This window comes from Neobacillus niacini (assembly GCF_031456445.1).
Classification (GTDB): Bacteria; Bacillota; Bacilli; order Bacillales; family Cytobacillaceae; genus Neobacillus; species Neobacillus niacini_I.
On sequence record NZ_JAVDUQ010000038.1, the window covers coordinates 42,235 to 53,476 of the forward strand.

Annotated in this window: 7 protein-coding genes, 25 tRNA genes, 1 rRNA gene and 1 pseudogene; 4 read left to right on the forward strand and 30 right to left on the reverse strand. The window is 40.0% G+C overall.

From position 1 onward, the window contains the following. The first annotated feature begins 42 nt into the window (after positions 1–42). Together J2Y67_RS23195 and J2Y67_RS23200 are read left to right on the forward strand one after the other, a co-directional pair. Positions 43–510 (forward strand): hypothetical protein, encoded by a 468-nt coding sequence (locus J2Y67_RS23195; RefSeq protein WP_310177800.1) that lies wholly within the window; start codon positions 43–45, stop codon positions 508–510. A gap of 475 nt (positions 511–985) precedes the next feature. Continuing rightward, positions 986–2,266, forward strand: a complete 1,281-nt coding sequence (locus tag J2Y67_RS23200) for a 2-hydroxycarboxylate transporter family protein (RefSeq protein ID WP_310177801.1) — start codon at positions 986–988, stop codon at positions 2,264–2,266. Between the two features lie 533 nt (positions 2,267–2,799). Here J2Y67_RS23200 and J2Y67_RS23205 read toward each other — a convergent pair. Further along, complete coding sequence (locus J2Y67_RS23205; protein ID WP_310177802.1) at positions 2,800–3,849, reverse strand: CHAT domain-containing protein; 1,050 nt, start codon at positions 3,847–3,849, stop codon at positions 2,800–2,802. 905 nt (positions 3,850–4,754) lie between these two features. Between J2Y67_RS23205 and J2Y67_RS23210 the strand changes: the two genes are divergently transcribed. Continuing rightward, positions 4,755–5,264, forward strand: coding sequence for a hypothetical protein (locus tag J2Y67_RS23210; protein WP_310177803.1), 510 nt, complete (start codon positions 4,755–4,757; stop codon positions 5,262–5,264). Between the two features lie 206 nt (positions 5,265–5,470). On the opposite strand, the pseudogene J2Y67_RS23215 reads toward J2Y67_RS23210, so the two are convergent. The 3 genes and pseudogenes from J2Y67_RS23215 to J2Y67_RS23225 all read right to left on the reverse strand — a co-directional run. Beyond that, positions 5,471–5,842, reverse strand: a pseudogene (locus tag J2Y67_RS23215) (recombinase family protein); the annotation flags it as partial. Between the two features lie 65 nt (positions 5,843–5,907). Beyond that, complete coding sequence (locus J2Y67_RS23220) at positions 5,908–6,330, reverse strand: DMT family transporter (protein WP_310177804.1); 423 nt, start codon at positions 6,328–6,330, stop codon at positions 5,908–5,910. Positions 6,331–6,480: 150 nt separating this feature from the next. After that, on the reverse strand, positions 6,481–7,224 hold the full coding sequence (locus J2Y67_RS23225) for an SDR family oxidoreductase (protein WP_310177805.1): 744 nt from the start codon (positions 7,222–7,224) through the stop codon (positions 6,481–6,483). A gap of 343 nt (positions 7,225–7,567) precedes the next feature. Here J2Y67_RS23225 and J2Y67_RS23230 point away from each other — a divergent pair, with 343 nt between their 5' ends. Further along, the gene (locus J2Y67_RS23230) at positions 7,568–8,107 is read left to right on the forward strand and encodes a TetR/AcrR family transcriptional regulator (protein WP_310177806.1); all 540 of its coding nucleotides are present in this window, start codon (positions 7,568–7,570) and stop codon (positions 8,105–8,107) included. Positions 8,108–8,765: 658 nt separating this feature from the next. On the opposite strand, the gene J2Y67_RS23235 is transcribed toward J2Y67_RS23230, so the two are convergent. From J2Y67_RS23235 to rrf, 26 genes are all read right to left on the reverse strand, one after another. Then, positions 8,766–8,839: transfer RNA gene (locus tag J2Y67_RS23235), tRNA-Arg, on the reverse strand. 10 nt (positions 8,840–8,849) lie between these two features. Further along, positions 8,850–8,940 (reverse strand) — tRNA-Ser (locus tag J2Y67_RS23240). An 11-nt stretch (positions 8,941–8,951) separates the two neighbouring features. Next, a tRNA-Asn gene (locus J2Y67_RS23245) sits at positions 8,952–9,026 on the reverse strand. A 22-nt stretch (positions 9,027–9,048) separates the two neighbouring features. Further along, positions 9,049–9,122 (reverse strand) — tRNA-Ile (locus J2Y67_RS23250). 6 nt (positions 9,123–9,128) lie between these two features. Further along, positions 9,129–9,202: transfer RNA gene (locus tag J2Y67_RS23255), tRNA-Gly, on the reverse strand. Positions 9,203–9,218: 16 nt separating this feature from the next. Next, positions 9,219–9,293 (reverse strand) — tRNA-Gln (locus tag J2Y67_RS23260). A gap of 16 nt (positions 9,294–9,309) precedes the next feature. After that, positions 9,310–9,385: transfer RNA gene (locus J2Y67_RS23265), tRNA-His, on the reverse strand. 10 nt (positions 9,386–9,395) lie between these two features. Next, a tRNA-Trp gene (locus J2Y67_RS23270) sits at positions 9,396–9,469 on the reverse strand. Positions 9,470–9,473: 4 nt separating this feature from the next. After that, a tRNA-Tyr gene (locus J2Y67_RS23275) sits at positions 9,474–9,558 on the reverse strand. A gap of 13 nt (positions 9,559–9,571) precedes the next feature. Then, positions 9,572–9,644, reverse strand: a tRNA-Phe gene (locus J2Y67_RS23280). 46 nt (positions 9,645–9,690) lie between these two features. Further along, a tRNA-Asp gene (locus tag J2Y67_RS23285) sits at positions 9,691–9,764 on the reverse strand. Between the two features lie 5 nt (positions 9,765–9,769). Continuing rightward, positions 9,770–9,843: transfer RNA gene (locus J2Y67_RS23290), tRNA-Met, on the reverse strand. 17 nt (positions 9,844–9,860) lie between these two features. Then, a tRNA-Ser gene (locus J2Y67_RS23295) sits at positions 9,861–9,953 on the reverse strand. A 7-nt stretch (positions 9,954–9,960) separates the two neighbouring features. Further along, a tRNA-Ile gene (locus tag J2Y67_RS23300) sits at positions 9,961–10,034 on the reverse strand. A 14-nt stretch (positions 10,035–10,048) separates the two neighbouring features. Next, positions 10,049–10,122 (reverse strand) — tRNA-Met (locus tag J2Y67_RS23305). Between the two features lie 18 nt (positions 10,123–10,140). Beyond that, positions 10,141–10,213, reverse strand: a tRNA-Ala gene (locus J2Y67_RS23310). 23 nt (positions 10,214–10,236) lie between these two features. Then, positions 10,237–10,313: transfer RNA gene (locus J2Y67_RS23315), tRNA-Pro, on the reverse strand. 6 nt (positions 10,314–10,319) lie between these two features. After that, positions 10,320–10,396: transfer RNA gene (locus tag J2Y67_RS23320), tRNA-Arg, on the reverse strand. Positions 10,397–10,410: 14 nt separating this feature from the next. Beyond that, a tRNA-Leu gene (locus J2Y67_RS23325) sits at positions 10,411–10,499 on the reverse strand. Between the two features lie 5 nt (positions 10,500–10,504). After that, positions 10,505–10,579: transfer RNA gene (locus J2Y67_RS23330), tRNA-Gly, on the reverse strand. A gap of 36 nt (positions 10,580–10,615) precedes the next feature. Continuing rightward, positions 10,616–10,700, reverse strand: a tRNA-Leu gene (locus J2Y67_RS23335). Between the two features lie 16 nt (positions 10,701–10,716). Then, positions 10,717–10,792: transfer RNA gene (locus J2Y67_RS23340), tRNA-Lys, on the reverse strand. Between the two features lie 20 nt (positions 10,793–10,812). Next, positions 10,813–10,888 (reverse strand) — tRNA-Thr (locus tag J2Y67_RS23345). Between the two features lie 21 nt (positions 10,889–10,909). Beyond that, positions 10,910–10,982: transfer RNA gene (locus J2Y67_RS23350), tRNA-Val, on the reverse strand. 38 nt (positions 10,983–11,020) lie between these two features. Beyond that, positions 11,021–11,095, reverse strand: a tRNA-Glu gene (locus tag J2Y67_RS23355). A gap of 42 nt (positions 11,096–11,137) precedes the next feature. Next, a 5S ribosomal RNA gene (rrf, locus tag J2Y67_RS23360) occupies positions 11,138–11,242 on the reverse strand; the annotation flags it as partial.

An 11,242-nucleotide genomic window follows, 5' to 3' on the forward strand; every position in this document is an offset into this window, starting at 1 on the left:
AGATTGTTTCAAGAATAAAAGAAAAATAAGGATGGTGGTAAAATGAGGAACCTAACGAAATATACCGTACGATTCAAGGGTGTCACCTTCTTCCTTTGCTTGCTCTTTGGCTTTGCCTCCCCTGCTTTGACCAGTGCTGAATCTCTAAATCAGGGCTTAGGTTCAGCTGAAGATAACGGAATCACGCTAACACTCAATGGCTATTCCATCGTAAACCATGGTCACACCATTAGGCTGAATTATACGATACATTCCAATTCAAATATTCAAGTAAATCCGCAAGTCAAAAGCCTGATGGCAAGTCCGCATATTTGGATTGAACACACGTTAGTTCGTGAAAACTCCGATACGTTTAAAAAAGTAGGAAACAACGAATATAAAGGAACGATAGAAGCCCAACTACATCAATACAGACCTGAAAATCCTCATATGACATTTACAACACATGGGATATTGAATCAAAAGGGCCAATGGACCATTCGATTTATCCTTAATAACGCTGATTTCTAAATTGTTGAAACCCTAAAGCATCCCGTATCATTTTTTAAAATGGTACGGGATTTGATTTTTTGACATGATTTTTTATTGAGAACAAAACAACATTGATCAAACTGATCAAAAACTTTGATTCATGTGGAAAGCGACAAACATTGAGATGCTCGGAAGGCCTTAATTAAGGAGAAAAAAATCAACTTAGTTTATGTTGAATATCTGAGGGCTTCTAAGGCCCTCTTTCAGCATTTAGTATGTTTTAATCCTCGGCAGTCCTTTTTTTTATCGTTATTTAACTAAAACAGGTTAATAAAGTAACGTTGTCCGAATAGTATTATTTTAGTAAGAAGGTAATTTCTTTGGAGGTTTATACGTTTTATGGGGGATTTTAGGTTTTATTATATTATGTGGCTGGTATTAAATTAATTAATAACGATTGGGAGGAACATTTATAGAAGAAAAACATTCAAAAGGAAATTTTTCAACCCTTAATATGTATGGGCTTCCACTATGGGCATGGCTTGCCGGTTTGGCAATTCATGCGTTTGGGACAATGACGAAATCCTTCTCTGTAAATTTTGTCGATAGTATTTTACTTTTATTTGTTGTTGGATTTTTCTTTGGAAAGGTTGGGGACTCACTTCCGATTTGGAAAGACTATCTTGGCGGCGGTTCTCTGCTTGCTTTCTTGGGTGCTTCTTTTTTAGTAAGCCAAGGCATTATTTCTAAATCTGCATCCTCAGGCGTAAGGACACTTTTCGATACGAACGGAATGCTTCACTTTTTTATTGCCGTTACTATAACCAGTTCCATTTTGTCTATTAATAAAAAGTTTTTAGCCAAGGCAATTGGCGGGTTTATTCCTTTGGTTCTGGTTGGTACCCTTTGTGCATTTATCTTGGCAATCATAGGTGGATTAATTGTAGGTGTTCCATATAAACAAGTCATCATGAATTATGCTCTTCCAATCATGGGCGGAGGTAATGGTGCCGGTGCCATCCCAATGAGCCAAATTTGGGGACAGGTTACTCACAAAGACCCAAAAATCTGGTATTCTTCTGCTATTACCATCTTAACAATTGGTAACGTTTTTGCCATTCTGATTGGTGCACTTTTAAATGGTATCGGAAAGAAAATGCCAAAATGGACCGGCAATGGGGAATTAATTAAAGGCCAAGTAACTCAAAAAACAGCTGAAGCCAAAAAGGTAAATACTGCTACAATGGAGGACGCAGCTTTTGGATTATTTACAGCCATTGCCTTCTATGGATTAGGAAATCTCGTTGGAATCGGAATACTGCCAAAAATCGGTTCTTTCTCCATTCACCCATATGCTTATATGGTCATTCTACTAATCATAGCAAACTCGCTTGACATCATTCCTGAACGTGCAAAAGCAGGGGTGAAAAGAGTTAACGAATTTATGTTGGGGAAACTATTATATGTATTTTTAGCAGGAGTGGGCATAACTTATACAGATTTTAATGAACTTGTCCATGCACTAACCCTTCAAACCGTTGTCATTTCTTTATTTACGGTTATCGGTGCTGTTATAGGATGTTGGTTTTTTGCTAAAGTAGTTAACTTTTATGAAATTGAAGCAGCAATTGCCGGCGGTCTTTGCCATGTTAACCGCGGGGGCTCGGGTGACCTTGAAGTCTTAGGTGCTTCAAATAGACTCATTTTAATGTCTTATGCACAGCTGGCTACCCGTCTTGGCGGAGCATTTATCCTGGTGTGTGCAAGCTTTATCTTCGAAATGTGGGCTAGGTAGATACGTAAATAAAGCAAACAAGGCAGGGGTTTTACCTTTTACATTCTTGTTTTTTATGAAGGGTCTTATGGCAAAAATGGACCAATGGACTCGAAGACGCATGCGCATGGTGATACGGGGAAACCCGGTTTTTTATTTTATTTCGAACATTGCTTTTTGCTACATGCACTTTGTGAAAGGAAACGTCAAGTTTTTTAAAGTCGATTCTGAAACTTGGAAATCGACTTTTTTAATTTCGTTAAAACATACAGTTTCATAACTTTTAAGTTTTGATACCATACATATATTTTACTGTGTTTCTTATAGAATCCTTTTAATCTAAAAAATTTAGATATATAAAAAACTCAGTCTAATTGACTGAATTTCCAAAAAATAATCTATCTAGATTTCCAGTAGTTCGGGACTTCATACCAGCGACTAAAGATCTCTATGCCAAATATCACTCCATCAAACAAGGCCCCATATGCAATAGATCTATAATTCTATAGTGTTTTCTATTATTGGTAACATTGTTGTCTACTTTTTTGCCATTCCTATGGTTTAACAATGATAAGTTCATTTGGATTTAAACCTTCCTTAAAATATAACTCAAGAGTACTTTCCTCTGGTATACCTTCAAGCATTAAAGCAGTTTTTCCTTGATCGAACGCCTTTTGGATTGAAAGACCAAATCCAATTGCTGAGTAAAATTGTGCGGCAAATACTCTTGCAGTATCGTCTCCTATTGACGTAGTCATTCCTATCGCTGCATCTACATGTTCTGTAACGGCTTGTGCTTGACCAAAGGAAAAACAGGTATTAAAAAATACTAACCTTATGCTATCAGATGTACTCATCATTGTTTGGACTATCGCCTCTTTAGATACTAACTTAGCATTCCCTTGATTATCTTGAAACACAATTTCATCTTTGTCAGAACCATGACCGCTAAAATGAATTACTGTAGGTTTTTCCTCATTAATAGCTTGCAAGACATCTAGCGGCCTTGTAGCCCATCTTGTTACAAATGAGACCGAATCTCTATATTCAGTTTTTCTAATCATTTCTTGGATTTCGCGTGCTTCTTCATCCAGTCTTAATGGGGCTACATTAATGGGATTTGAAGCAATGAAGAGAACAGTAATTTTTTCGGGGATGTTCTTCAATTCTTCTAATGATCTATTTGTTTCGGAATGCAATTTACTGTGTTTATCCAAAATATTATTCACTTCTTTCATACGTTTCTCAGTTTCTACAATCCTTTTCTTTTCAGCAGTATCTCTTTTCTTTTGCTCACTCTCATTTTCTCTACTCAGCTTCTTTTCCTCAACAAAGATTTCCGTTTCCTTCCTAGCTATCTTCCGATCAATATCAGCTAATTTCTTATTAATAGTAGCCAACTCTTTTTCAGCACGTTCAATCTCCCTATATTTTGTTTGGATTGTTGACATCGATTTAGTTCGAGCTATGGCTTTTTTAGCAGATAAAATTTTGTTTGTCTGGGTAGGGATTTTCTTTGTCTCATTGGCTCTGTCAGACTGTAATTTGGCTAATTCATTCTTTTTTCTCAGTATATTACTTCTGTATGAATCTATTAGTGCCAATTTTTCATACCCCCTCAAAGATTTAAATTATTATTTAAATATTTTCTTCTTTTAAATAATTAATTGAAATATAAAAACCCTGTGAATAGTGCATTCATTGTTTAAAATATGAAGGTATTTTTTGAAGATTTCATCCCTAGCTGTAGGGATATACTTTTCCATTTCTGAGCATCGACCAACTTTCTTTTATCCCCATCTTCATAATTTTTCCAATCATTCAAAAGATACTAAGTTCTGTCAACCTAACTTCTATCAACTCTAAATCCGTAATACTCCATCTATGTATCTAAAAGTTGTAAGTTTTGAACACTGCAAAAATATCGGTTTTTTCTTTCTTTTCTTTCTTTTCTTTCTTTTCTTTCTTGGTTTCCATCTAAAAGTTAGTCTGTAATAAATGTACAGGAAGTTATATATCTTTTAGATGGGATTTATCAAAGATGGGTGAACTTGTTGGATCCCGCTTATTTAGGCACATTGTTATTTCTTTCTTCGGATTCGTAAACAAGACATGCCAAAAACACAGTAAAAGCACTATGAAAGTCTTTTATTTGAGAAAATACCCATTCTTAATATGAATGATCCGAAAACCTAAAAGACAAAAAGATTAAAAGACTAAAGGAATGCACCTTAAGGCTGCATCAGCTTAACGAAAAAAACTCAATTTTCATCGGAATACATTTCAATATCGGCTTGAAAATTTACAAAAAACAGGTATGTAATTTACATCTATATGTAATACTTAGCAGATAGTTAATATAAATCCAATTTAACAAAACAAATTGGGCACTACATAAAAAGGCACACACCATTTTAATAGGATTATATTTTCCTTAGTAGGAAGGGCAAGTTCTTTATAAAGGGTTAAATTTGAACTGTTATACAATAAAATTTTGGAGGTATGTAAAATGGCTGCAGTAAAAAATGAGGTAAAAGTGGTCGAGGAAAAAGTGACGAATGTAATTGATGTATTTTGGGGCGGTTTTTTAAATAGCATCAAAATTTTCCAATCTCTTCAAAACAGAGTGGAAGAAAAATCTTTAGAAGCTTTTGAAGGCCAATTAGAGTTGATCGAAACAACTCTTGAACAACTTATTAAATTTGAAGAGGAATCTAAAAAGCTAACAGCTGAATGGAAAGCGAATTTACAAGAAGTACTAACTGGTTATGGTAATCTTACAGAATGGACAGATAAATTCGAAGAAGCTTTAGCCTTCAGTCCAAGCAAAAAAACATTCGAAGCACTTTCTGAATCACATGCACAATTAGAATCAGCTTTAAAAGAAGCAATCGGGCAAAGACAAAAAAATCGTGCTGAAGTTCTTGATGCAATCGGCGAAAATGTTGATCAACTAAAACAAATTCAAAATAACGTATTGAAAACTCTTAAACTGAACAACCCTTTACTTGTAAAATAAGCTAAATAATTTTACTTCCTACAAAAAAGGTTTTCCTAAAATTAGAAACGGGTGTTACTTTCAGGTAATTTGCGCTTATCTTAAGTGCTATTTTGCACATCCAACTATAAAACCCAGCTACCTTCACTGAAGCTGGGTTTTCTTCATTAGAATAAGCTGTTAATGGAGGATGTTCATTCTGCATAGACATCAACCCTTCCGATTTACTATCTTTCTAAATAGCGATAAATCGTCGTGCGAGACACACCCCACTTTTCTGCAACATCTTTAATCGGTGTACCACTTTCAATTAAAGCTTTCATCATTTCAATATCTTTTGGTCCATACTTCTCCGGGCGTCCACCTAGAAGCCCACGCGCTTTTGCAGCTGCTCGTCCTGCTGCCGAGCGTTCCTCTATCAGATTACGTTCAAATTCAGCAAACGCAGCGAATAAGTGAAACATCAATTGGCCGGTTGCATTGCTTTTGTCCATTGTAAGGTTTTCTTGCAGACTACGAAAGCCAATACCTCTTTCATTTAAGTTGTTCACAATGTAAATCAAATCTTGCATGTTGCGTCCTAGTCGGTCCAATCGCCAATAGCCCCTTTAAGTGAAAATGAAATAATTAGTGTTTCAACAAAGTTAAACTGTTTTCAAGAGACTTAGATGGCACCATCGTGCTTCTCAAGAGATAATTTTTTTCTTCTTTTTGTAAGACGCACATCCATCACAAGTATGACACTGCTTAAAATGATCAAAAGTCCAATTACAAGGTGTAATGAAACTTGTTCACGAAGAAAAATAACTCCCCACATAATCCCGAAAATAGGGATTAAGAAATTGACAGTCATGGCCTTTAACGCTCCGGCACTTTGAATAAGCGCAAAATAGATTAAGTAAGCGCCCGCTGTACATAAAAAAGAAAGTCCCAGTACTGACAAGTTAACTGCCGATGAAGGAATGGCAGGCGAAAAGGTAGAACCAGCCAGGGGTAAAAGAACAATGCTTGCACCCGCCTGTTGGCCAATGGCAATATCCATTGGTTTTTCTCCTTTAAAATGGGGTAGTCCCAGCGTAGCTGCCATCAGGGGTAAAGTAGATGGAAAATATTGTGGTTTGCAAAGCCTTCCGGTTTCTGACCAGTTTCACCGCATGAATGCATCGAAGGCCCGACAATAAAGATGCCGGGCCTTCGATGCATTCATGCTATGTTTCGTCAAAACAATTTCGCGAGATCAGACGGAACCGCCGTTGGCACGGATCGTCTGCCCGTTAATCCACTGAGATTCGTCGCTCGCCAAGAAAAGCACGATTTTGGCGATATCCTCCGTTTCCCCTAATCTTCCGAAGGCGTTCAAACTGGCGTTCATCCTAATCTGCTCTTCCGATTTCCCGGCGGTAAACAGTTCCGTGTTTACCGGTCCCGGCGCGATCGCGTTGATCGTAATTTTCTTCGGTCCAAGCTCCTTGGCCAGATGACGCGTAAATTGCTCGACGGCACCTTTCGTCCCCCCGTATAGGCTGTACGTGGGAAGCATCATTCCTACAATTGAAGTAGAGAAGTTTATAATACGACCGTTCTCGCTCATGACCTGCGCCGCTTGCTGAATTGCGAAGAAAGTTCCCTTCACGTTAATTGTGAAATGCTTATCGAAGTCCTCTTCTGTAATGGCATTAAGCGGCTTCGTCGTCATGACGCCAGCGTTGTTCACGAGAATGTCTAATCGCCCATAGACCCGCAGTGTTTCGTCGAACAGCCGTGCAACTTCAGAAACTTTCCCAATATCGGCTTGAACGGCAGTCGCTTCGCCGCCTCTTTGTCTAATACCGTTCACGACTTCTTCCGCTTTCCCTGGATTGCTTGCGAAATTCACAACGACCTTCGCACCTGCCAAGGCTAACGCTTCAGCAATATTTTGGCCGATTCCTCTAGACGCCCCGGTTACCAATGCTACTTTCCCTTCCAACGTTTGAACCATTTGTATCCCATCCTTTTTATAATTTGATATGATTCCGTCTTACATTGCCGCAGATGCAGTGAGCAAATCATCTTAACCTATTCGGCGAATGAATCCAATCCGAACTTTCTCGGAAAGCTCCGTCACCTCTTCGGCACCGTCATTGACGAAATCGATGACGGCGCGAACGGGGCGGCTGCCAACCGTATTTCTCCTTTGTTATTAAATAATCAAGTTACATTTTTCGTTATTTGTAACCTTTCCACAACATCATTATACACCGCTTAGTTACAAAGTCAACAATTTGTAACTAAGCGGTGTATCCAGTATAATAAAACTTAGAAAAAAACTAGGGGGATCCACAATGGCAATACTTACAAAAGAGAAAATATTTTCTGTTACAGAAGAAATCATAATGAGAAAGGGAGTACAAAAAACCACTCTTTCTGATATTGCAAAAGAACTTGGAGTTACTCATGCCGCATTTTATAAACATTACAAAAATAAAGAGGACCTATTGCAACAACTTGCACTCAGGTGGTTAGAAACTACTTCCAAGGAATTATTAGAATGGGAAGCCCCAAAAGGTGTAAGTTCTGCTGTTGCACTTCACGATTGGCTCTGGCTTCTAACTACTACAAAGAAAAAACTTTATCATGATGATAAACGTATGTTTCGGTTATATACTGATTATTTAGAGCGTACTCAAATCCTCGTTAAAGATCACTTAAAACAATTAGCGGAAAAAGCGGAATCCATTAATGGATTAAAAAAATCAGGCCCTGCTATTATTACAGCTTTTGTATATTTCCATAATCCATATTTTGCAGACCGTTGGGATAATGAGTTTTATAAGGAGACTTTTGAAGATGTATGGAAGCTAATTGCTAACAAACTGCCATAAGTTAAGATTAAGAAGGAGTTTGGATAGATTCAAAAATTAGTTGGAATTAAATCTTTTAGGAGCACCCTTCTTTAGGCATCCCTCCTTTTTAAATGGCCACTCTATTATGTATTTAAATATTTAAAAATAAACGCATCTAAAATATATAGGCCTTAACTTAACTCCAATTACAAAAAATTTTAAAAATAGCTCATTATTATAATTGAGATATTTTTTCTTAAATATGAAAAAGACACACTCCTTTAGGGAATTGTGTTTTACAACAATTCCCTCCATCCAACGTTTAAGGCTAACCAAATAATGGTTACTTACAATAATGTTTAAGTTACCAACATTATTGTTGTAGAACAATCAAGTGTATTGGGAAAAAAATACCTTGTGTTATTCAATTATCTGGCCCAATTGTAGAGAAAAAATGACATCGAATATCCATTTCCTTTATCATCATCAATCTTACTTTTCATTTTCCTTTTACAACAAACTTCTTCAACAGATTGGAAAATCCTTGTTCAACTGCCCTTTTAGTTTAAGTGAAATTTTTCACAATCTATTCACCATTACCTTGCAACATCGGTAAGAACAAAAAAAAACCCTGTTTAAATTAATACAGGATTTTAATCAAACTTTATTTTATATATCCAATCGTTTTTTACATTTACGCGCCTTAGAGGATTCGAACCTCTGACCGTACGCTTAGAAGGCGTATGCTCTATCCAGCTGAGCTAAAGGCGCATTATAGGAATGGCGGAGAAGGAGGGATTTGAACCCTCGCGCCGGTTACCCGACCTACACCCTTAGCAGGGGCGCCTCTTCAGCCACTTGAGTACTTCCCCATAAAATAAAATGGCTCCGCAGGTAGGATTCGAACCTACGACCGATCGGTTAACAGCCGATTGCTCTACCACTGAGCTACTGCGGAACAATTAGAATATTTATGATAATGGGCCTAAATGGACTCGAACCATCGACCTCACGCTTATCAGGCGTGCGCTCTAACCAGCTGAGCTATAGGCCCAAAATATGGAGCGGGTGATGAGAATCGAACTCACAACATCAGCTTGGAAGGCTGAGGTTTTACCACTAAACTACACCCGCACTATAAAAGTAAGATTGGCTGGGCTAGCTGGATTCGAACCCACGAATGACGGGGTCAAAGTCCGTTGCCTTACCGCTTGGCTATAGCCCAAAATCATTTAATGAAATGGGGCGGCTGATGGGAATCGAACCCACGAATGTCGGAACCACAATCCGATGCGTTAACCACTTCGCCACAACCGCCATAATAATATGGCAGGGGTAGTAGGAATCGAACCCACACTGAAGGTTTTGGAGACCTTAGTTCTACCTTTAAACTATACCCCTAAAATGGTGGAGGGGGACGGATTCGAACCGCCGAACCCCGAGGGAGCGGATTTACAGTCCGCCGCGTTTAGCCACTTCGCTACCCCTCCATATAAAAAAAGATGGCTCAGGACGGAATCGAACCGCCGACACAAGGATTTTCAGTCCTTTGCTCTACCGACTGAGCTACTGAGCCATACAAAATCTATATCAACAGTAGTTATCCTACTGGGATAAAAGTACGGTCCGGACGGGACTCGAACCCGCGACCTCCTGCGTGACAGGCAGGCATTCTAACCAACTGAACTACCGGACCATATATTGCGGAGGCAGGATTTGAACCTGCGACCTTCGGGTTATGAGCCCGACGAGCTACCAGACTGCTCCACCCCGCGATAATAATAAAACTTTATGGAGGAGGAAGAGGGATTCGAACCCCCGCGCGGTTTGACCCGCCTGTCGGTTTTCAAGACCGATCCCTTCAGCCAGACTTGGGTATTCCTCCATATAAATGGACCCTGTAGGACTCGAACCTACGACCGGACGGTTATGAGCCGTCTGCTCTAACCAGCTGAGCTAAGGGGCCATTAGTATTTTTAATAGCGGCGGAGGGGATCGAACCCCCGACCTTACGGGTATGAACCGTACGCTCTAGCCAGCTGAGCTACACCGCCATTTATAATAAAAATGAATGGAGCCTAGCGGGATCGAACCGCTGACCTCCTGCGTGCAAAGCAGGCGCTCTCCCAGCTGAGCTAAGGCCCCATGATGTTAATGTAGATTCTGAATGGTCGGGAAGACAGGATTCGAACCTGCGACCCCTTGGTCCCAAACCAAGTGCTCTACCAAGCTGAGCTACTTCCCGTTCATATGGCGCGCCCGAAAGGAGTCGAACCCATAACCTTCTGATCCGTAGTCAGACGCTCTATCCAATTGAGCTACGGGCGCATTTTAAAATCAAATGGTGCCGAGGACCGGAATCGAACCGGTACGGTAGTCACCTACCGCAGGATTTTAAGTCCTGTGCGTCTGCCAGTTCCGCCACCCCGGCATCTATGGAGCGGAAGACGGGATTCGAACCCGCGACCCCCACCTTGGCAAGGTGGTGTTCTACCACTGAACTACTTCCGCATGTATGGTAAGTTATTTCGCTTTCGCAAAAAACTTTGGTGCGGGTGAAGGGAGTCGAACCCCCACGCCTTGCGGCGCCAGATCCTAAGTCTGGTGCGTCTGCCAATTCCGCCACACCCGCATATCCAATTTTAAAATGGTGAGCCATGAAGGACTCGAACCTTCGACCCTCTGATTAAAAGTCAGATGCTCTACCGACTGAGCTAATGGCTCAAAAAAACAAAAAAAATAAATGGTGCCGGCTAGAGGACTTGAACCCCCAACCTACTGATTACAAGTCAGTTGCTCTACCAATTGAGCTAAACCGGCACAATTTAAATACATTAATAATGGAGGATGACGGGATCGAACCGCCGACCCTCTGCTTGTAAGGCAGATGCTCTCCCAGCTGAGCTAATCCTCCATATGGTGAAAGTTATTTTCGCTTGTGCGCAAAAACTTTGGTGACCCCTACGGGATTCGAACCCGTGTTACCGCCGTGAAAGGGCGGTGTCTTAACCGCTTGACCAAGGGGCCAACTATAAAATTCGGCAAAATAATAGCCCCTATAGGGGCTTAGCCTGGCAATGTCCTACTCTCACAGGGGGACAGCCCCCAACTACCATCGGCGCTGAGAAGCTTAACTTCCGTGTTCGGTATGGGAACGGGTGTGACCTTCTCGCC

Excerpts from the sequence above, each read along its gene's own strand:
- J2Y67_RS23220 (WP_310177804.1), bottom strand. The coding sequence starts at position 6,330 with ATGGCAGCTACGCTGGGACTACCCCATTTTAAAGGAGAAAAACCAATG.
- J2Y67_RS23195 (WP_310177800.1), top strand. The coding sequence starts at position 43 with ATGAGGAACCTAACGAAATATACCGTACGATTCAAGGGTGTCACCTTC.
- J2Y67_RS23200 (WP_310177801.1), top strand. The coding sequence starts at position 986 with ATGTATGGGCTTCCACTATGGGCATGGCTTGCCGGTTTGGCAATTCAT.
- J2Y67_RS23225 (WP_310177805.1), bottom strand. The coding sequence starts at position 7,224 with ATGGTTCAAACGTTGGAAGGGAAAGTAGCATTGGTAACCGGGGCGTCT.
- J2Y67_RS23230 (WP_310177806.1), top strand. The coding sequence starts at position 7,568 with ATGGCAATACTTACAAAAGAGAAAATATTTTCTGTTACAGAAGAAATC.
- J2Y67_RS23210 (WP_310177803.1), top strand. The coding sequence starts at position 4,755 with ATGGCTGCAGTAAAAAATGAGGTAAAAGTGGTCGAGGAAAAAGTGACG.